We start from the raw sequence: 19636 nt of genomic DNA on the forward strand, positions 1-19636 counted from the left end.
AAATCAAAAGATCATGCGTGGCTCAGTGAGTCGCGGCGCTTGAACAGCGCCGCCAGCGGTTCCAGCAACAACGCCACCACAATCGCGCAACCGGCGATTACGAAAAGCAAACCATGATCGCCGCCACTGGCATTGAACAATGCCGAATAGGCAAACCCCGACAGTGCCTGAAACGTGGCGAATGACACCGTGGCGCGGCTCCAGGCCACCTGCTGACGATGATGATTCGGCAGCAGTTCATGCACACGGGCCAATGCCAGCGGCACGATGCCTGGCGGGAACGAGCCGAGAATCACCGCGAGCATCGCCAATGCCAAAAACGAATGGGACACCGCGAGCAGCCCCAGCGTAATGGCCTGCACTGCCAGCACCAACCGAATGCTCGTCCGTGCCCCGAGATGATCGGCGAGAAAACCATAACTCACCGGCCCGACGATCGCTCCCAAGCCGTACATGATCCACACCAGCGCGCCAATGTGCGCTCCTGCGCCGAGCCCGCGTGCCACGTAGTCGACCAGAAACACCATGGCCGGCACCAGACCCGCGGCCATGAATGCGTACTGGGCGAACAACAGATAAACACCTATCGGCGTGCTTGCGTCGGCGTGTGCCTGGTTGTCAACCGCGTGCGCATGCTGTGGCAGATCCGCAGGCCATCCGAACCAACTCAACGCGGTCAGCACCACTGACAAGGCCCCCAGCCCGAGCCAGGTGGCCTGCAAACCCAGGCTCAGCAGCGGTGGCACGATTGTCCCTGACCCGGCGATTCCCAGCCCGATGCCGAGAAAAATCGCACCGCTGGCCAGACCCTTGCGCGCCGCCGGGACGTGAGGCAGCACCGTAGCGGCGACCAGCACCATGATTGCGCCACCGGCGATTCCCGACATCAGTCGCCAGCCGAAAAACCAGCTCACGGACAACGGAAAAGCGCAGGCAAAAAATGCAGCGGTCACGGCAAGCATCATCAGCCGCAGTGCGTTTTTGTTACCCAGCCGCTGCGCCATCGGCCTGCCCAGCAGGGCGCCGATCAAATAACCCACCAGGTTGGCGGCACCAAGGTAGACAACATCGTTGGCGGAAAACCATTTGGCTTGAATCAATGACGGAATCAACGGCGTGTAAGCGAAACGTGCCAGACCAATGCTGACCAGGCTGGCGCAGAGGCCCGCGAGTATCGGCAGCCAGACAGCGCTGCGTCCTGAATCGGGCAGATTTGACGACGTACGCATGAGAGCGATCCTGTGGAAGGTTTATGGCGGCCAGCATATCGGCTATTGTCGATGCAAATACGCAGCGTTTTTGCGGCAAAGCGATGCATTAACGCATCATGGAGTTTTATGAATTGGGATGACGCACGGGTGTTTCTGGCCGTCTGCCGCGAATCGAGCCTGCGCGGTGCCGCACGGGTTCTGCGGGTGGATCAGGCCACCGTGGGGCGGCGCATCGCTGCGCTGGAAAAGTCATTGAGTGCCACCTTGTTTCTGCGTACCTCCGATGGATATGCCCTGACGGCAGTCGGGGAGGCAGCGCTCAGATCCGTGGAAAAAATGGAGCATTCGGCACTCGAGCTTGAGCGACAGATTCAGGGCCTGGACGATCGACTGATCGGCAATGTGAAGATCGCCACCACCGACTCCCTTGCCATCGACTTTCTGATTCCGGCCATTGCCCGTCTACACCGCCGGCATCCGGACGTTCGCGTGCAGCTGGACGCCTCCACACAGATCCTCAGCCTGGCCAGGCGCGAAGCGGACATCGCCGTGCGCAATACCCGGCCGGATAACCCGGATCTCATTGCCCGACGCATCGCCCGCTGGCCCGTTGGGCTATTTGCATCGCAAGAGTATGTCGAGGCCAACGGTGTGCCATCACCGGGCGATGCGTTTGAGGGCCATGATCTGGTGGTGTATCAGCCCTATTTGCAGGGCAGCAAGGATCTGACCCTTGTGGCGGAACCGATCACTCGCGGGCGCATTGTCGCAACCCTCGGCTCCAGCCTGCTGGTACGACGTACGATTGCTGCCGGTATCGGTGTAGGAGAAATTCCGGTGTATATGGGCGAACTGGACGGTTTGATCAGGCTCTGGCCCGAGCGAACGCGAGCGCAACCGTATGAAGTGTGGTTGGTGACCCATGCGGATTTACGCCATACAGCGAGGGTCAGGGCAGTCATCGAGCAGATCGTCGAGGCATTTGCGCTGGAAAATGAATAGCTCCGAGCGGCGAAACGGCTGAATTGCAAAGCTACGAAGTCTGGCGACATTGCCTACATCTGTGCCGGAATCCGCCGGCTTGTGACAGTGGGAGCCGGGCCTTATCGTTCAGGAAGTCTTCGGCAAGACAGGACGCTCGAACCGAAGCCATTCATCAAGGACGTGGGCAACCCGGAAAGGTATCGAATTGAAACTCAAGGACGATAGGACACTCTATGCGCACGATAGGGAACCGTACGATTCCAAACGATTGCAGCAAAATGACAGGGCGCAAACCACCTACGGTGCTTACTCGATGAGCAATATCACTCGCGAAGAATTCAACGCAAGGATCGAAACCATCGAGGCGAGGATGGATGCCCGTGTCGAGGCCACATCAGCAAAGATCGACGCTTTTCTTTTGGCCCAGGCTGAACGTGACAAGACCTGTCTTGAGAGAGAAAAGACGCAGCAGGAGCGTGACAAGCGTTATGAATTGATGGCCGACCGTGTCACCAAAGCAGCCGAAGGCGCAGAAGCAGCCGCCCTGAAAGCGGCGAAGCTCAATACTCACTATTGGGCCGGTATCTGCGTGCAGCTGTTAGCCGTGTCGGCAATATTGGTGGGTGCTTACTGCGCCAATCAAGCCAATATATTGGTCGCGGTGCAAACGACTTTGTCGGCCGTTCAGGCGGGAAAGGACAGCACTGCGCCGGCAACCGACGCCTCATTTTCTTTCCAGGCACCAGCACCCTGAAACAGAGGCGCCCGGCGGCTTGATTACCGTCGAGCGCATCTCGCTCATGGCATCTGCGGCAATTCCTGTGGACGCAGCTCAAACACCAGCACCTCGGCATCCACGCCGTTGCTCAACGTCAGCGCCTGTTCATCGCGAACCCGGACGCCATCGCCTTCCTGCAACCGGACACCGTTGAGTTCGATGTTGCCGCGAGCAACGTGAACGTAAGCATAGCGATCAGCCGCCAGGTTCAGGATCGCGCGTTCGTCGCCATTGAACAGGCCGGCGAATACCCGTGCATCCTGACGCACGGTTAGTGAACCGTCGGAGCCGTCCGGGGAGATGATCAATTGCAGTCGCCCGCGTTTTTGCTTCGAACTGAAATGCTCCTGTTGGTAGCGCGGTTTTGCCCCAGCGATGTCAGGCACGATCCAGATTTGCAGAAAGTGCACGGGCTCCTTTGCCGAATGGTTGAATTCGCTATGGGCCACACCGCTTCCAGCGCTCATCAGTTGCACATCGCCGGGCCGGATCACCGAGCCAGTGCCCAAGGTGTCTTTATGTTCCAGCGCACCTTCGAGCACATAGGAAAAAATTTCCATGTCGCGATGCGGGTGCTGGCCAAAGCCTTTGCCGGCAGCCACGCGGTCATCGTTGATCACAAGCAGGTCGGAAAAACCTTGTTCACGCGGGTTGCGGTAGCTGGCAAAGGAAAAGGTGTGGAACGACTTCAACCAGCCATGATTGGCGAGGCCACGATCCGAGGCTTTGCGAAGAGTCAGCATGATGAAATCTCCTTTCAGGACGTGAATTCGTCCGAGTGAGGAGAAGGTTAATAGTTATCTGTCGGAGCAATAAGTAGGTGAAAATTGAAAGACTGTCTCGCCATGGTTGACAGTATTGTGTAGACGGTCACGTTTTTTTTCTGCTTGTGCGCCGGAGTTGGCCATAATGCGTCGGCCGATGGACGCAAATATCCGTGAATCGGTACTTGCTCCAGGGACTTACTTTTTTGACTGAAGCGATGTTGATTCCATGAAAACCGTGGCAATGGTGCTGTATCCCGATTTTCTTCTGCTCGACATGGCCGGGCCGATGGAGGTGTTCTCCGTCGCCAATCGTTACTTGAACCCGGACGTTCACTATCAGTTGACGACCTTGGGTACCGAGGCCGGGTCATTGCGTGCTTCCAATGGCGTTCAGGTGCATGCCGATCGTCACATCGAGGATTCCCGCGAACATTTTGATCTGCTATTGGTACCGGGCGGCCCGGGAGCCTACAACGAACGGCATCCGCCGCTGCTTGCCTGGCTGCAGGGCGCAATAGGACGTGTCGGGTGTTACGGGTCGATTTGCACCGGCGCATTCGTGCTGGGCCATGCCGGTTTGCTGGACGGCTATCGGGTCACCACTCACTGGAATTACACCGAGCGGTTGAGCAAGGGTTTTCCGAAGGCAAACGTGGAGACAGACCGGATTTACACTGAGGATCGTAATCTCATCACCTCTGGCGGGGTCACGGCCGGCATCGATTTGGCATTGGCGGTGGTCGCACGGGATCACGGCAAGAAAGTTGCTCAGGATGTGGCCAAAGTGTTGCTGGTGGTGATGAAACGCCAAGGTGGGCAGGCCCAATTCAGTCCGTTGATGGCAGCGGTCGCACCACAGGAAACTTCGGTCACCCGCGTGCAGAATTATTTGCTTGAGCACCTCGACGAGGCGTTCACCGTGGAGCGCATGGCCGGCTTGGCGAACATGAGCGCCCGGCATTTTGCCCGGGTATTTGCGCGTGAGGTGAGCATGACGCCCATGGAGTTTCTACAAAGTGCGCGCATCGACTGCGCGCGCAACCTGCTGGAAACCAGCGATCTGCCGTTAAAAACCGTTGCCTATAAAAGTGGTTTTGGCAGCGTGCGATATATGCGGACTTTGTTCGGCGAGAAACTCGGCCTGACCCCGGCACAGTACCGTGAGCAATTCAGTTAGCGCCAATATGTCCGTTATGGGCACCCGGATGGCCGTGATCAACCCTCCTTAGCGGTTGTTCCGTCACACAGGACTGCCAAGATAGCGATAACGCTTGGCAAGGAGAGATGCGAGCCCATTGAAAGCCCGGAATATCGGTGCTGTCAGTGGCGGCCGCACATGAACAGGAATGACCAGTCTTAACGATTCGACCCCGGCGGCAGTGCTGCACTTTGGCCCGTACGCCTTTCATTTGCGCCAACGGCTTATCCTCGATGGGGATCGGCAGCTGCGCATGGGCGGGCGTGCCCTGGATATTCTGCAGGTGCTCGTCGAGCGCGCCGGTCGAGTGGTCAGCAAGGAACAGTTGATCGCACGGGTATGGCCGAGCTCGGTGGTTGAGGAAATCAATCTGCGGGTACACATTGCGGCGTTGCGTCGAGCACTGGGTGACGGTGAGAACGGCCAGCAATATATCGTCAATGTGCCGCAATGCGGCTACTGCTTCGTTGCTCCAGTGCGCAGCGACAGCGTCGCGCCATCGGTTTTCGAGAGCCTGCAAGCGCCGCAGCACAATTTGCCTGCACGGTTGACCCCGGTGATCGGCCGTGACTCGCTGATTGGCGCTATGGTGGGGCAACTGCCGTTATGCCGGTTGATGACGGTGTCGGGCCCGGCCGGCGTGGGTAAAAGCACGGTGGCTTTGCGTGCAGCGGAATTGTTGTTGCAACATTTTGAGGATGGCGTGTGGCGGGTGGATCTGTCCGTAATCGACGACACCACGCCATTGCTCGATCACGTTCTGCAAACCCTCGATACCGATCTCGCCACATTGGCCACGCGTCACACATTGCTGGTGCTGGACAGTTGCGAGCATGTTCGCACAGCCTGCCGGACGCTGATCGAGCGATTGCTCGACATGGCTCCCCGTTTATCGATCCTGGCCACCAGTCGTGAAGCTTTACGGCTGAGCCAGGAAACCGTTCAACACCTTGCGCCGCTGTGTATCCCTGACGTATCGATGCTGCGTGATGTCAACGAGGCCATGGCTTATTCAGCGGTGCAGCTTTTTGTCAGCCGGGCCCGCGCCCGGCAACATGATTTTGTCTTGCGCGAGCAGGATCTGCCCGTCGTGGCCGATATTTGTCAGGGCCTCGATGGTTTACCGCTGGCCATCGAGCTGGCAGCGGCGCAAGTCGATGCATTTGCGCTGGTGGGGCTTCGGGCACAACTCAGCAATGGCTTGCAACTGTTGAGTCATGGCCGTCGAACCGCTGTCCCTCGGCATCAATCCTTGAAAGCCGCGCTGAACTGGAGTTATCAGCGCTTGAGTGACAGCGAGCAAGCCTTGCTGCAACGACTGTCGGTGTTCGAGGCGGCCTTCACGCTGGAGGCGGCCATGAACTTCATGAACGGCGTACCGCCGCGAATATTGGACGAACTCATCGAGCGACTGGTGACGACGTCATTGCTGACAGTGGAGCAGGGCGGTGGCGTGAGGACGTATCGCTTGCTTGCCACCACTCGACATTTTGTGCAGGAACACCAGGAGTCGTGCAGTTTCGACGTCCTCGATGCGCCTTTGATGGATCGTCATTTTCGAGTGTCAGATACGCAATTCGTCGCGCAGGGTGTCGATCAGTAGTCGTACTTTGCGCAAGTCCGGCGTTGCATAGCCTTCGGTAAATCGCTGGTAGACAGGCGTTAACAGTTCCAGCGCCTCACGGCAGCGACCTTCACGCTGCCATAGCTGCGCGAGGGAGGTTGCACTGCGCAGTTCCCAGGCCAGCGCACCTTGCGCCTGCGCAATCGTCAAAGCCTTCAGTAAAACGCTTTCCGCTTCCTTGGGATTGTCGGTCGAGAGGTTTTGCGCCCGTGCCCGCAAAATCTCCGCAGTACTCCATCCGGCCGCACCGCTCGTGGCCCGCTCGAACAATTCATCGTCGACGAAGCTTGCATCGAGCGTGACCATGATTTCCCTGACCAGGCCGCTCTGGTCTCGCGCTACTCGGGGGGCCGCATCGCCGTCGATCACCTGCGCATATTGCCGGGCCCACGTATAGAACAGCATTACCGAGTGCCTTTGTGCCTGCTCGAGCAAGAGTTTGAGCAAGGCCCGGGCGTTTTCCCGGTCGCCGTTGTAATGAGCGATCAGGCAACTGGCCAAGGCCAGGGTGTAACAGATCGAGGTGCCGTGATTGATTTGTACGGCAATGTCCAGCGCCTGTCGCGCGGTGCGCCAGGCCTGTTCCGGCAGACCCTGCATCCACAACACGCGCGCCAGGACGGTCAGCGAGGCGACGCTCTGGTCGTATTGCACGCCGAAACCGCGACTGAACCGATTGAGGTGGCCGCTTTGCGCCATCAATTGAATGACTTCCTCGGCGTTGATCCGCGCCTGGTTCTGATCGCCGGCGTAATGCAGGGCGAGTACCCGCAATCGACGGGTGCTTAAAGCCAAGGATCGGTCGCCATGATCGCCCAGCCGGTCGAATTGTTCGCTTTGCGCCAGGGCCATTTGGTAATGCCCGCAGCTGAGGTTGACTGCCATATGCCCGGACACCGCTCGCAACTGACCGACCCGATCCTCGTGCTGTTTGGCGAGCGTGCGGGCGCTGACGAACGCATCGATGGTTTCGGCAGTACCGCCCCGAGTGTGGTAACCGGCGCTGCCGAGGGCCAGGTTCAACGTGATTGCCAAATGAGGCGACGGTTCACTGCTGTCATTGAGCAAGGTCAGTGCCTGGCGCACGTAGCCGCCGTGCTCTTTGAGCAGTGACATTTCCTGCCATAAAGGCGTGGACGCGGCTGTCAGGCTGATACCCAGTTGCCGAGATCCAGCCCCGTTCAAGCCCCAGTCCAATGCCGTGCGCAGATCTTCGAGGCCGCGGGCATAACGCTCGATCCACTGATCAGTCGCGGTAATTTCCCACTGTTCCTGCGCCTGATGCATCAGCGCCAGGCAGCACTGGGCATGACGTTCGCGGGTCTCGGCGAGTTCATGGGCCTGATCGAGCTTTTCCAGGGCGTAGCGTCGAGTGGTATCGAGCAGGCGATAGAACACCTCTTCGTCACCGACCTCGACATTGAGCAGCGACTTGGCCACCAGTTGCGTGATGGCTGCCAGCAATTCACGAGGTTCAATATGCTCGCCGACGATCACGGCGGCAGCAGATTCCAGGGTAAAACCGCCCCGGAAGATGCCCAGCCGACGCAGGCAGGTTTGCTCGCAAAGGCTCAGCAGGTTGAAGCTCCAGTCGAGCGCTGCACGCAGTGTCTGGTGGCGATGCAGACTGCTTTGCGCGCCGACTGACAGCGCAGGCAAACGGCCTTGCAATTGCGTCAACAGGTCATTCAAGCCCAGGTTGGCCACTTGCGCCGCCGCCAATTCCAGCGCGAGAGGAATACCGTCCAGCCGTCGACAGATTTCAGTTGCCAGGGGGATTTCGGCTTCGCTGAGCTCGAAACTGTCGAGGGCCGCCATGGCCCGCTCGACAAACAGTTGCAGCGCCGAAAAATTCATCGCTTCGTGGCGTTCGAGTACGGCAATCGGTGGCGGGCAATCCAGGGATTCCAGCCGCTGCACGCATTCGCCCTCGGCGCGCAACACTTCACGGCTAGTGGCCAGGATATGCACCTGCGGAGCGCCCCGCAGTATGTTTTCACTGAGCAAGGCCACGGCATCGATGAGGTGCTCGCAGTTGTCGATGACCAACAGTATTTGTCGCTCGCGCAGGCCGTTGATCAAACAGGCCATCGGCTCGCCTTCGTCCAGCGCCAGGCCGAGCACGGAAGCCAGGTGCGAACAGATCATCGCGGGATCGTTGATCGGTGCCAGATCCAGAAAACGAATGCCGTCGCGGTAGCGGCCAATCAATTGTTCGGCGACGCGCAAGGCCACGGACGTCTTGCCGATACCGCCAGGGCCGACGAGGGTGATACAGCGCTGGCGCGGCAACTGTGCCATCAGGCGGTCGACCAGCGGCTGGCGACCGATCAGGCGAGCGCGGCGCAGGGGCAGATTATGACGGCCAGGCGGATTGTCAGTGGGACTTCGGTCGATGGATTCCAGGGCCAGCGGCGCGACAAAACTGTAACCACGCTGGGCCACCGTCACAATGTAGCGCTGCCCGGCCTGACCGTCGCCTAATGCCTTGCGCAATGCCGCCATGTGAACGCGCAGATTGATGTCTTCCACGACACTGTCCGGCCAGACCCCGGCGATCAGTTGTTGCTTACTGACCATTTCGCCGGCGTGATCCAGCAGGATTAACAGAATGTCCATGGCGCGCCGGCCGAGGCGCAGCGGCTGGTCGCCCTCAAGCAACAGGCGTTGTCCGGGAAAAATCCGATAAGGGCCGAAACCGATGGCCTGGTCGGGGGGAAGACTCAACCGTTTGCTCCTGGGTTTTTGTGATGATCCAGCCCCGTTCGACGGGGAGGCGCAAGACTGTGCCAATGGATGCAGAGCGTCTACTGCAAGGCTTGCGGCATATTCGCCGGGTTGGCGAATCAGTGCAATGTGTCGAACCTGAAACATTGTGTCGAATTTGATCCTGCGTGACCTTCAAGGTAACGCGTTTCGGGCCTGTCATCGGCACGGATGCGTGTTTCTACGGGAAAAATTAACAACGTTTAACTCGTCCTGCGTCCGACATACGGCCAAGACTGCGCACCATGAAGTTCAGTCGCAGGCGTTGGCCGCGCGGCCACCAGGGAAAGAACCGCGCCGGAGTACGCCGCAAATGAGCAATGTCGTGGTGATCTATCACAGTGGCTACGGTCACACCCGGGTCATGGCCGAAGCCGTGGCCCGAGGCGTCGAGCGGCATTCAGGCAGTACCTGCCGGTTGATTGCCGTGGAAGATGTGGACACCCATTGGGAGATTTTGCACAGCGCCGACGCGATCATTTTCGGCGCGCCGACTTACATGGGCAGCGCCTCGGCGTCGTTCAAGCAATTCATGGACGCCACAGCGGCGTTCTATCTAAGTCGTCCATGGCGCGACAAGCTGGCGGCGGGATTCACCAATTCCGGCAGCCTGTGCGGTGACAAGCTCAACACCTTGGTGCAAATGGCCGTATTCGCGGCGCAGCATTCGATGATCTGGGTAGGGCTGGATCTGCTGCCGGCACGTTCGGCGGCTGGTCTTTTCGACGGCCAATTGAACCGTCTCGGCAGCTCGCTCGGGGCGATGTCGCAATCCAATGTCGAACAGTCGCCTGAACACGCACCACCTCTGGAAGATCGTCACACCGCCGCGCATCTGGGCGAACGCGTGGCGCGCCTGGCCGACCGGTTTTTATAGACACTGGCGCCGCCATCTTTGATCTTGCAGGGGCTGCCGCAGGCTGCGATCTGTTGATCGATCAGTGACTAGCAGGCGATCGCGTGCGGGATTTGCGCTTTGGTGATCTGACAGCGCCAGGCAAACGGGTTGATCCCTTCGCTGCGGGTGAACATGTGGCAGAAGTGCGCCTGGTCGCAGAAGCCGCATTCCAGGCTTATTTGTGTCAGGCTCAGGTCGGTGTGACGGATCAGCAGCTTGGCACGGGAGAGACGCTGGGTGCGGATCCAGTCTTGCGGGGACAATCCGGTACTGCATTTGAACGCGCGGGAAAAATGGCTGCGTGACAGCGCACAGGCGCTCGCCAGTTCACTGACTTCAAGACTGTCGCCAAGGCGATCGAGGATCAGTTGTTTCACCAGCCGTTCCCGTTGCGGGCTGAGGCCGCCGGTGCCGGGTTTGCGGGTTTCGCTGGCAGGGGCGAGGGCGACGGTTTGCTGTAAGTGAGCCATGGCCAATGTCCGTGTCTGAAAGCAATCTTGCGAAGAGCAATCATTGTTGGACACGGTTGCGATGGCTGACGAGTTAAACGTTGTTAATTCCGTTGTTAACGGGGGAACCAAACGGCCGCTCATCGGGTACAGTGCGCAGCACTCACCCCCGGATTGCACAAGAAGGAACCCGCGCCATGAACCGTAACGATCTGCGCCGCGTCGACATGAACCTGCTGGTGATTTTCGAAGCGCTGATGTTCGAAAAGAACCTCACCCGTGTCGCCGAAAAATTGTTCATGGGCCAACCGGCGGTCAGTGCGGCGCTTGGTCGACTGCGCGATCTGTTCGACGATCCGCTGCTGCTGCGCAACGGTCGCAGCATGGAACCCACCGCCCGGGCACTGGCGATTCTTGAAGAGCTGCAACCGGCGATGGACGTGATTTCCGGCGCGGTGAGTCGCGCCAAGGAATTCGATCCGGCAACCAGCTGTGACGTGTTTCGCATTGGCTTATCGGACGACGCCGAGTTCGGCCTGTTTCCGCCGCTGTTGCGCCAGTTGCAAGAAGAGGCACCGGGGATTGTCGTGGTGGTGCGTCGTGCCAATTACCTGTTGATGCCGGCACTGTTGGCGTCCGGGGAAATCTCCGTGGGCGTGAGCTACACCACCGATTTGCCGGCGAACGCCAAGCGCAAGAAACTGCGCGACATCCCTTGCAAGGTTCTGCGCGGCGACGACCGTCCCGGCCCGCTGACCCTTGATGAATACTGCGAACGGCCGCACGCCATGGTGTCGTTCTCCGGTGACTTGAGCGGCAATATCGACCTCGACCTGGCCAAGCTCGGCCGCACCCGTCGCGTGGTGCTCGGCGTGCCGCAATTCAGCGGCTTGCGCGCATTGCTCGCCGGCACCGAAATGATCGCCACCGTGCCGGATTACGCGGCCTGCGCGTTGGTGGATGGCTGCGCGCTGCGCGCCGAAGATCCACCGTTCCCCATCGACGCGGCGCAACTGTCGATGGCCTGGAGCGGGGTGCACGATAACGACCCGGCGGAAAAATGGTTGCGTTCGCGGATCAGCCAGTTCATGTCCGTACAGCTCGACATCCGCTGATCCACCCCTGTGGAGCTGCCGAAGGCTGCGATCTTGTGATTGTTGCAGGAACGCGGAGCGTCCCGGCCTGCATTCCCACGCTGAGCGTGGGAAGGATCAGACCAGGGAATTCGGGGCTTTTACAAATTGAGCACGTACATTCAATTTTCCTTTACCCCGGCCCGGCACTATCGATTGCAATGATCGATCAAGGGTGCAGCCATGAATGCGGGACAACGGGATAAGCAGGCGCAAGATCTGGGCTTGCTGTTTTTACGGGTCAGCGCCGGCCTGTTTCTGCTGGGCGTGCACGGCTTGCCCAAATTGCTGGATTTCACCGCGCAGTTGCAACTCATTGAAGACCCGTTCCACCTCGGTGCCCACCTCACATTGATCCTGGCGATTTTCGCCGAAGTCTTCTGCCCACTACTGATCGTCGCCGGGGTCCTGGTGCGATTGGCGTGCTTGCCTATTCTGTTTGTGCTGCTGGTGGCGTTGCTGGTCGTGCACCCGCAATGGAGTGTGGCTGAAGGGCAGTTCGGCTGGCTGCTGTTGATCCTGTTCACCACTGTATTCATCGCCGGGCCCGGACGGCTGGCGCTCAATGTTCGTTTGCCCGGAGTGTTGCGTTATGCCTGAAGCCCTTTATCAAACCAAGCCGGGGTCAGACGAAATCGTCACGCTGATCGTCAAGCACCGGGTCAAGACGGGTTTCGAAGTGCCTTACGAAGCCTGGCTGCGCAACATCGTCGGCGTGGCGGGGCGCACGGACGGGCATCTGGGTGTGGACGTGATGCGCAGCAAAAACGGCGGTCTCGACCTGTTCACCTGCGTTCTGCGTTTTCGCTCCACCGAGGCCATGCAGCGCTGGCTCGACTCGCCGGAGCGCCAGGCACTGATCGACGAAGCCGCGCCGATGCTCGCCGATGGCGACCAGACCGAAATCAATCCGGCCAACGAGTTCTGGTTTGCGCCCCAGACCGACGCCGCGTCGCCACCGCCACCCCGCTGGAAGCAAGCGGTGATCACTTTGCTGGTCATTCTGCCGCACACCTTGTTCGTGCCGATGCTCTGGGGGCCACTGCTGAACCTGCATCCATTGCTCTCCAACTACTTCGTCGCCACGTTCCTTATCACCCTGACCATTGTGTTGTCGGTGGTGTACATCTTCATGCCCCCGGTTACGCGTCTGTTCACCCCTTGGCTGCAACCCGGCCAACCGCGTGAACACCTCGAATCCAACGCCAATCCGCCTGTTTGAAGCAGACGGGTTGTATTTCATTTCACTTAAGTCGAAGGAACTGTGATGACCGCCGATCTGATTCTTTTCAATGGCCAATTTCATACCGTAGACCGCGAAAAACCTCTCGCCAGCGCCGTGGCGATCAAGGACGGCAAATTTGTTGTCGTCGGTAACGACACCCAGGCGATGGCCCTGCGCGGTGCCGGCACTCAGGTCGTTGACCTCAAGGGCCGCTGCGTCATTCCCGGCCTCAACGACTCGCACTTGCACCTGATCCGTGGCGGTCTGAACTACAACCTGGAATTGCGCTGGGAAGGCGTGCCGTCGCTGGCCGATGCCCTACGCATGCTCAAGGATCAGGCCGACCGCACACCAACGCCGCAATGGGTGCGTGTGGTCGGTGGCTGGAACGAATTCCAGTTCGCCGAAAAGCGCATGCCGACCCTCGAAGAGATCAACCAGGCCGCGCCGGACACTCCGGTGTTCATCCTGCACTTGTACGACCGCGCCTTGCTCAACCGCGCCGCATTGCGCGTGGCGGGCTACACCCGCGATACGCCGAACCCGCCGGGTGGCGAGATTGTTCGCGATGCCAACGGCAATCCGACCGGCATGCTGGTTGCCCGGCCAAACGCGATGATTCTGTATTCGACCCTCGCCAAAGGGCCGAAGCTGCCGCTGGAATATCAGGTCAACTCGACCCGTCAGTTCATGCGCGAACTCAACCGCCTCGGTCTGACCAGCGCCATCGATGCCGGCGGCGGTTTCCAGAACTACCCGGACGACTATCAAGTCATCGAGCAACTGGCCAAGGATGAGCAACTGACCATCCGCATCGCCTACAACTTGTTCACCCAGAAGCCGAAAGAAGAGCTGACCGATTTCCAGAACTGGACCGGCAGCGTCAAGTTGCACCAGGGCGATGACTTCCTGCGCCACAACGGCGCCGGCGAGATGCTGGTGTTCTCCGCTGCCGACTTCGAAGATTTCCTCGAACCTCGTCCGGACTTGCCGCAAACCATGGAGCAGGAACTGGAGCCGGTGGTGCGTCACTTGGTCGAGCAGCGTTGGCCGTTCCGTTTGCACGCCACCTACAACGAATCGATCAGTCGCATGCTCGATGTGTTCGAGAAGGTTAACCGCGACATTCCGTTCAACGGCTTGCCGTGGTTCTTCGACCATGCCGAAACCATCACCCCGCAAAACATCGAGCGGGTGAGGGCGCTGGGCGGCGGTATCGCGATTCAGGATCGCATGGCGTTCCAGGGCGAATATTTCGTCGACCGTTACGGCGCGAAAGCTGCTGAAGCCACGCCGCCGATCAAACGCATGCTCGCCGAAGGTGTACCGGTCGGCGCCGGCACCGATGCCACGCGGGTGTCCAGCTACAACCCGTGGACTTCGCTGTACTGGATGGTCAGCGGCCGCACCGTCGGTGGTCTGGCGTTGTACGAAGAAGGTTTGCCGCGCACCACGGCGCTGGAACTGTTCACCCACGGCAGTGCCTGGTTCTCGTCCGAGCAGGGCAAGAAAGGTCAGATCAAGGTCGGCCAACTGGCGGATCTGGCAGCGCTGAGCGCGGACTTCTTCCACGTCGAGGAAGAAGCGATCAAGTGGATCGAGTCGGTGCTGACCGTGGTCGGCGGCAAGGTCGTCTATGCGGCTGGTGACTTCCAGGATCTTGGCCCGGCCAGCGTGCCGGTGCTGCCGGACTGGTCGCCGGTGGTGAAAGTCCCGGGCCACTGGCGCCCGAACTCGCCGTTGCAGGCGCAGGTGCACCAGTGCAGCGGCCCATGCGCCGTGCACACGCACAGCCATGAAAAGGCGCGGATGTCGAACGCGCCGGTCAGCGACTTCGCCGGTTTCTGGGGCGCGTTCGGCTGTTCCTGCTTCGCCTTCTGACATTAATCAAAAAGCGCCGGCCGCTGTGGTCGGCGCCTCACGCAATAACCATCCAACTGGGAGATTCACATGAGCAACGTTCCTTACTCGCGCCTGAACAAAGACGACGCCGTTGTACTGCTAGTCGATCACCAGACCGGTCTGATCTCGCTGGTTCAGGATTTCTCGCCGAACGAATTCAAGAACAACGTGCTGGCGCTGGGCGACATCGCCAAGTTCTTCAACCTGCCGACCATCCTCACCACCAGCTTCGACAGCGGCCCGAACGGCCCGATCGTGCCTGAGCTGAAAGAGCAATTCCCGGACGCGCCGTTCATTGCTCGCCCTGGCCAGATCAACGCCTGGGACAACGAAGATTTCGTTAAAGCCGTGAAGGCAACGGGTCGCAAGCAACTGATCATCGCCGGTGTGGTGACTGACGTATGCGTGGCGTTCCCGACCCTGTCGGCGCTTGCCGAGGGTTTTGAAGTGTTTGTCGTGACTGACTCGTCGGGCACGTTCAACACCACCGTGCAACAGGCAGCCTGGGCGCGTATGTCGGCGGCCGGTGCACACTTGATGAACTGGTTTGCCGTCGCTTGCGAGCTGCAAGTTGACTGGCGCAACGACATGGAAGGTTTGGCGAATCTGCTGTCGAACCGTCTGCCGAACTATCGCAATCTGATCAACAGCTACACCAAGTTTACGGCTCAGTAAGAAGATCAAATGATCGCAGCCTTCGGCAGCCCCCACACGGGACTGCGGGGGGCTGCGATTTTTTGTTTTTAACGTTTTTGCAGCCAGCCCAGGAAACCGCCTTTCTTGATGGGTGCCGGGTTGGCCATCAACGCTGACCGGCTGTTTTGCTGGCGCACCACTTGCAGCTTGTTCAGCGCCCGAGTGACTTCACTGCGTTGTTCCATGCATTGGCGGGTCACGGTTTTGTCGAGGCGATAGATGATGCTGGACGTCAGTGCAGTGAAGGTGGCCTGGGACGGTGTGTCCGCCAGAATGCTCTGCTCACCCATGACTTCGCTGGGGCCCATGCGGCCGGCTTCGATCTGGTTGTCGCCGTCCGGCACGGTAGCGCTGACCACGCCAGTGGCGATCACGAACAGACTGTCCGGCACTTCATCCAGACCCAGCACCACTTGGCCTGCCGTGTACTGCTGCGCGACCATTGATTCGGCAAGACGATCACGTTCCTCATGACTCAACGAACGGAAGATTTTCACCTCGTCCAGCAACGCCCGGGCACGGGTCGAGGGTTCGATGACGTGATCCTGATGGCGGGAAATGCCGGCGGCCTCAAGGTGCCGGTGGGCGAGGTCGAACAGGTGATTGCGCACTTCGCCTTTATTGCCCAGCTCGGCGATGAAACCACTGGCCACGTATTCGGACATGGTTTCGCCAGCCTCTTTCAACACGACTTTCGGCGCGGGCGACAACAGCAGACGGCTGCTGCCTTGCAGGGTCCGATCCAGCGCATCCAGCACCCGGCGCGGACGAATGTGGTTCGGCACCTTGATGCTGATCGACACGCCGTGCATGTTTGTCGGACGGCTGAGGTTGACGATCTTCGCCTTCGCCGCCACCGAGTTCGGCACGACGGCCATGGTGCCGGCGCTGGTCAGCAGGTGAGTGGCGCGCCAATTGATGTCCATGACCTTGCCTTCGACGCCATCGATCATCACGAAATCGTCGACCTGATACGGCTTGGTGGTGTTGAGCACGATGCCGGAGAACACGTCGCTCAAGGTACTTTGCAACGCCAGACCGACAACGATGGCTACAACGCCGGACGTTGCCAGCAATCCTTTGACCGGCAACTCCAGCACATACCCGGCAGCGGCGACGATGGCGACCAGAAACACCAGCGCGCCGATCACGTCTTGCAACAGGCGTCCGCTATGGCCAATGCGACGCATCAGGATCAGGCCGATAACTTCGGTCAGCACCCGCGCTGCGTACAACCACCAGAGAATGCCCAATGCTGTGGCGCCAAATTGCGCGACGCTGTCATCGGGGAACAACGGCGCCTGCAACGGGCTGACGCCGGCATTGATGATCAGCGCACTGAACGCCAGAAACAGCACCAGCCGCACACCGACCCGAGGGGCACGATGGCGCCAGGGCGCGAAATGCCAGAGGAGGGTGTCGAGCACCAGCAGCACGGCGCTCCAGGACAGCAGGTGGGCGAAGAACAGGGACATGGTTTTGGCTCCGTGGTGCGTCTGGAAAAAATCGTCCGAACGCGGCCCGAGCCTGCGGCAGCGCCTACGCATTTACCTGTAGGCGCTGCCGAAGGCTCGGGCCACGTTCGGACCATTTTGCCGTTAAGGTTGCAGATGAGTCTTCAATTCAGCCGCCGCCTGACGCATGGCCGCTTGCACTTCAGGAATGTTATTCAGCGGATTCAGCAATCCAAAGTCATGAATCATCCCGTTGTAACGCACCGCCGTCACCGGCACACCGGCCGCGTCGAGATGACGGGCATAACCTTCGCCTTCGTCTCGCAGCACGTCGAATTCGGCGGTCTGCACCAGCGCGGCGGGCAAGCCTTTGAGCTGCTCGGCGCTGGCATTGAGTGGCGACGCATGGATCTGCGCGCGCTCGGCCGGGTTAGTGGTGTAGCTGTCCCAGAACCACTGCATCATGTTTTTGGTGAGGAAGTGACCCTCGGCAAATTGCGTGTACGAACCGTTATCGAAGCCTGCATTGGTCACCGGCCACATCAGCAGCTGGAAGCGCAGGGCCGGGGTTTTCTGCTCCTTGGCCATCAACGCCACGACTGCCGCCATGTTGCCGCCGACGCTGTTGCCGGCCACGGCCAGGCGCTTGCCGTCGACACCGATGTCCTTGCCATGCTCGGCCACCCATTTTGTGGCGGCGTAAGCCTGGTTGATCGCAGTCGGGTAATGCGCTTCCGGCGACGGGGTGTAATCGACATAGACCGCCACTGCGCCCGAGCCGACCACCAGATCGCGAATCAGACGCTGGTGAGTCGGGAAGTCGCCCAGCACCCAGCCGCCACCGTGGAAGAACATGAACACCGGCAACTCGCCTTTGACCTTGGCCGGACGCACCACCTTCAAGTTGATGGTCTGGCCGTCGACCTTGATTGCCTTGTCGCTGACGTCCACACCGGACAGATCGACCTTCACCGAGGCCTGGGCGCCGGTCAGCACTGCACGGGCATCTTTCGGGGTCATTTGCTCCAGCGGCCGGCCACCGCCGGCGGCGAGCGCTTCGAGAAACGCCTGGGTGTTGTGCTCGACACCCGGGCTGCCGGCGGCAAATACCGTGCTGACGGAAAGGGCGAGAAGGGAAGCGGCGAGGGTTTTCTTAATGGTCATGGTTAATTCCTTTTTTAAATTCAATTTGCTCTGTGCAGGAGCTGCCGAAGGTGAGGGGTTGTTCTCAAACCGTGGACACAGATTAATTGGGTGCCGTGAAGCGAAAAAGCGGCTATAAAGCGTTTAACTGTCAACCAGAGAGTGACAATGAACCCGTTCGAAGACATGCGTATTTTTTGCCAGGTCATGGACTCCGGCAGCTTCACCTCAGCGGCGGATCAGTTGGGCCTGTCGAAGCAGTTCGTCAGCCGCCGGTTGATGCAACTGGAGGAGCGCCTCGGCGTGCGACTGCTCAATCGCTCGACAAGGCGACTGGACGTCACGCCGCTGGGTCAGAGCTATTACGAGTCGGCGTTGCGTCTGTTGGGTGAAGTCGAACAGGTCGAGCAGGGCATCGCCGGGCAGACTGCCGAACCGCGCGGCACGATTCGCCTCAGTGCGCCGCTGTCGTTTGCGGTGGCGCATTTGGGGTGCCTGCTGCCGCTGTTTTTGCAGCGCTATCGTGAGGTCACGGTGGAGGTGGACTTGAGCGACCGGCCGGTGGATCTGCTCGGCGAGGGGTACGACTTGGCACTGCGCATCGGCACACTGGAAGACTCGACGCTGATTGCCCGGCGCATTGCCCGTATCGAACGGGTGTACTGCGCCAGTCCTGCGTATCTGGCTGAACGCGGCACACCGCTGAAGCTTGACGACTTGCACCGCCACGACTGCCTGCCTTATGGCCACAGTCGTTCGGTGCAATGGCGTTTCGACGCGGGGCAGGGCAAGCCGCTGCTGGTGAATGTCACCGGGCGGATGCGGGTCAACAACGGGGAATTGCTCAGGGATGCGGCGGTGCAAGGCATGGGCATCACTTATCTGCCGACGTTTATCGTCGGTGCGGCATTGAAGGAGGGCCGGCTAGTTCCGGTACTGGATGAGTTTCGTCCTGAGCCGCTGACATTGTCGGCGGTTTATCCGCAGCACCGTCAGGCGTCGCGCCCGGTGCAGGTGCTGGTCGAGTTTTTGCGTGAGCGGCTGGATGAGGCGAACGGGCTGTTGTAGTCACACAAAAAACCGTGGGAGCTGGCTTGCCAGCGATGAGGTCTTGGCAGACAAAGCTGCTTTGCCTGATCCGACGCCATCGCTGGCAAGCCAGCTCCCACAGGGATTTGCGGTGTTTCAGCAATCCTCAGTTGGTGCGTTTGTCATCGCCGGGTTCACCGCCGACATGAACGCCGCGATCATCACCAACCTCACCCGCGCGATGCACGCCATGATCGTCACCCGGTTCGGCATGGGTGCCGCTGCGCCCGGACGAGGAGGCGGTGCTGCCGGAGTGGCTGCTGCCGCCGTTGCCGCTGCTGCTGTGACCACCGCTATCGCCATGGCCGCTGCCGCTGCT

General features: G+C 59.9%; 17 protein-coding genes and 1 pseudogene. 11 read left to right on the forward strand and 7 right to left on the reverse strand.

Annotation, left to right across the window (positions count from 1 at the left end):
- Window positions 1–11 precede the first annotated feature (11 nt).
- Complete coding sequence (locus GIW69_RS17925) at window positions 12–1229, reverse strand: YbfB/YjiJ family MFS transporter (RefSeq protein WP_236484123.1); 1218 nt, start codon at window positions 1227–1229, stop codon at window positions 12–14.
- A 108-nt stretch (window positions 1230–1337) separates the two neighbouring features.
- Between GIW69_RS17925 and GIW69_RS17930 the strand changes: the two genes are divergently transcribed.
- Window positions 1338–2213: a LysR family transcriptional regulator gene (locus GIW69_RS17930; RefSeq protein ID WP_236484124.1), complete on the forward strand. Its 876-nt coding sequence runs from the start codon at window positions 1338–1340 to the stop codon at window positions 2211–2213.
- Window positions 2214–2400: 187 nt separating this feature from the next.
- Window positions 2401–2949 carry a hypothetical protein gene (locus GIW69_RS17935; protein WP_236484125.1) on the forward strand — a complete coding sequence of 183 codons (549 nt, stop codon included), beginning with the start codon at window positions 2401–2403 and terminating at the stop codon, window positions 2947–2949.
- 44 nt (window positions 2950–2993) lie between these two features.
- Here the strand turns inward: GIW69_RS17935 and GIW69_RS17940 are convergent, their stop codons facing one another.
- Complete coding sequence (locus GIW69_RS17940) at window positions 2994–3716, reverse strand: pirin family protein (protein WP_236484126.1); 723 nt, start codon at window positions 3714–3716, stop codon at window positions 2994–2996.
- Window positions 3717–3966: 250 nt separating this feature from the next.
- Here GIW69_RS17940 and GIW69_RS17945 point away from each other — a divergent pair, with 250 nt between their 5' ends.
- Together GIW69_RS17945 and GIW69_RS17950 are read left to right on the forward strand one after the other, a co-directional pair.
- Window positions 3967–4917 (forward strand): GlxA family transcriptional regulator, encoded by a 951-nt coding sequence (locus GIW69_RS17945; RefSeq protein ID WP_236484127.1) that lies wholly within the window; start codon window positions 3967–3969, stop codon window positions 4915–4917.
- Between the two features lie 169 nt (window positions 4918–5086).
- Window positions 5087–6541: a winged helix-turn-helix domain-containing protein gene (locus tag GIW69_RS17950; RefSeq protein WP_236484128.1), complete on the forward strand. Its 1455-nt coding sequence runs from the start codon at window positions 5087–5089 to the stop codon at window positions 6539–6541.
- Here GIW69_RS17950 and GIW69_RS17955 read toward each other — a convergent pair.
- Complete coding sequence (locus tag GIW69_RS17955) at window positions 6503–9289, reverse strand: winged helix-turn-helix domain-containing protein (protein WP_236484129.1); 2787 nt, start codon at window positions 9287–9289, stop codon at window positions 6503–6505. The genes GIW69_RS17950 and GIW69_RS17955 overlap by 39 nt on opposite strands.
- 352 nt (window positions 9290–9641) lie before the next feature.
- On the opposite strand from GIW69_RS17955, the gene GIW69_RS17960 reads away from it, so the two are divergent.
- Entirely contained in the window at window positions 9642–10205 is a 564-nt protein-coding gene (locus GIW69_RS17960; protein WP_236484130.1) for a flavodoxin family protein, read from the forward strand.
- A gap of 68 nt (window positions 10206–10273) precedes the next feature.
- On the opposite strand, the gene GIW69_RS17965 is transcribed toward GIW69_RS17960, so the two are convergent.
- Entirely contained in the window at window positions 10274–10696 is a 423-nt protein-coding gene (locus GIW69_RS17965) for a helix-turn-helix domain-containing protein (protein WP_236484131.1), read from the reverse strand.
- A gap of 176 nt (window positions 10697–10872) precedes the next feature.
- Here GIW69_RS17965 and GIW69_RS17970 point away from each other — a divergent pair, with 176 nt between their 5' ends.
- The 5 genes from GIW69_RS17970 (at window position 10873) to ycaC (ending at window position 15610) form a co-directional block, all read left to right on the forward strand.
- Window positions 10873–11790, forward strand: coding sequence for a LysR family transcriptional regulator (locus tag GIW69_RS17970; RefSeq protein WP_236484132.1), 918 nt, complete (start codon window positions 10873–10875; stop codon window positions 11788–11790).
- Window positions 11791–11991: 201 nt separating this feature from the next.
- Window positions 11992–12408 (forward strand): DoxX family protein, encoded by a 417-nt coding sequence (locus GIW69_RS17975; RefSeq protein ID WP_236484133.1) that lies wholly within the window; start codon window positions 11992–11994, stop codon window positions 12406–12408.
- The gene (locus GIW69_RS17980) at window positions 12401–13030 is read left to right on the forward strand and encodes an antibiotic biosynthesis monooxygenase (RefSeq protein WP_236484134.1); all 630 of its coding nucleotides are present in this window, start codon (window positions 12401–12403) and stop codon (window positions 13028–13030) included. Before GIW69_RS17975 ends, GIW69_RS17980 begins: the two co-directional genes overlap by 8 nt.
- A gap of 45 nt (window positions 13031–13075) precedes the next feature.
- Entirely contained in the window at window positions 13076–14914 is a 1839-nt protein-coding gene (locus tag GIW69_RS17985; RefSeq protein ID WP_236484135.1) for an amidohydrolase, read from the forward strand.
- 69 nt (window positions 14915–14983) lie between these two features.
- Entirely contained in the window at window positions 14984–15610 is a 627-nt protein-coding gene (gene ycaC / locus GIW69_RS17990) for an isochorismate family cysteine hydrolase YcaC (protein WP_236484136.1), read from the forward strand.
- A 68-nt stretch (window positions 15611–15678) separates the two neighbouring features.
- Here ycaC and GIW69_RS17995 read toward each other — a convergent pair whose 3' ends face one another.
- Window positions 15679–17106: a mechanosensitive ion channel family protein gene (locus GIW69_RS17995; RefSeq protein WP_236484137.1), complete on the reverse strand. Its 1428-nt coding sequence runs from the start codon at window positions 17104–17106 to the stop codon at window positions 15679–15681.
- Window positions 17107–17229: 123 nt separating this feature from the next.
- Window positions 17230–18249, reverse strand: coding sequence for an alpha/beta hydrolase (locus GIW69_RS18000; RefSeq protein WP_236484138.1), 1020 nt, complete (start codon window positions 18247–18249; stop codon window positions 17230–17232).
- A 147-nt stretch (window positions 18250–18396) separates the two neighbouring features.
- Here GIW69_RS18000 and GIW69_RS18005 point away from each other — a divergent pair, with 147 nt between their 5' ends.
- Entirely contained in the window at window positions 18397–19296 is a 900-nt protein-coding gene (locus GIW69_RS18005) for a LysR family transcriptional regulator (protein WP_236484139.1), read from the forward strand.
- A 127-nt stretch (window positions 19297–19423) separates the two neighbouring features.
- Here the strand turns inward: GIW69_RS18005 and GIW69_RS18010 are convergent.
- Window positions 19424–19636, reverse strand: a pseudogene (locus GIW69_RS18010) (hypothetical protein); the annotation flags it as partial.

The sequence above is a fragment of the Pseudomonas syringae genome (assembly GCF_021605415.1).
GTDB classification, from domain to species: Bacteria; Pseudomonadota; Gammaproteobacteria; order Pseudomonadales; family Pseudomonadaceae; genus Aquipseudomonas; species Aquipseudomonas syringae_S.

Coding starts and splice junctions, on each gene's coding strand:
- GIW69_RS17995 (WP_236484137.1), bottom strand. CDS start 17,106: ATGTCCCTGTTCTTCGCCCACCTGCTGTCCTGGAGCGCCGTGCTGCTG.
- GIW69_RS17925 (WP_236484123.1), bottom strand. CDS start 1,229: ATGCGTACGTCGTCAAATCTGCCCGATTCAGGACGCAGCGCTGTCTGG.
- GIW69_RS17970 (WP_236484132.1), top strand. CDS start 10,873: ATGAACCGTAACGATCTGCGCCGCGTCGACATGAACCTGCTGGTGATT.
- GIW69_RS17930 (WP_236484124.1), top strand. CDS start 1,338: ATGAATTGGGATGACGCACGGGTGTTTCTGGCCGTCTGCCGCGAATCG.
- GIW69_RS17950 (WP_236484128.1), top strand. CDS start 5,087: ATGACCAGTCTTAACGATTCGACCCCGGCGGCAGTGCTGCACTTTGGC.
- GIW69_RS17940 (WP_236484126.1), bottom strand. CDS start 3,716: ATGCTGACTCTTCGCAAAGCCTCGGATCGTGGCCTCGCCAATCATGGC.
- ycaC (WP_236484136.1), top strand. CDS start 14,984: ATGAGCAACGTTCCTTACTCGCGCCTGAACAAAGACGACGCCGTTGTA.
- GIW69_RS18000 (WP_236484138.1), bottom strand. CDS start 18,249: ATGACCATTAAGAAAACCCTCGCCGCTTCCCTTCTCGCCCTTTCCGTC.
- GIW69_RS17965 (WP_236484131.1), bottom strand. CDS start 10,696: ATGGCTCACTTACAGCAAACCGTCGCCCTCGCCCCTGCCAGCGAAACC.
- GIW69_RS17945 (WP_236484127.1), top strand. CDS start 3,967: ATGAAAACCGTGGCAATGGTGCTGTATCCCGATTTTCTTCTGCTCGAC.
- GIW69_RS18005 (WP_236484139.1), top strand. CDS start 18,397: ATGAACCCGTTCGAAGACATGCGTATTTTTTGCCAGGTCATGGACTCC.
- GIW69_RS17960 (WP_236484130.1), top strand. CDS start 9,642: ATGAGCAATGTCGTGGTGATCTATCACAGTGGCTACGGTCACACCCGG.
- GIW69_RS17980 (WP_236484134.1), top strand. CDS start 12,401: ATGCCTGAAGCCCTTTATCAAACCAAGCCGGGGTCAGACGAAATCGTC.
- GIW69_RS17985 (WP_236484135.1), top strand. CDS start 13,076: ATGACCGCCGATCTGATTCTTTTCAATGGCCAATTTCATACCGTAGAC.
- GIW69_RS17975 (WP_236484133.1), top strand. CDS start 11,992: ATGAATGCGGGACAACGGGATAAGCAGGCGCAAGATCTGGGCTTGCTG.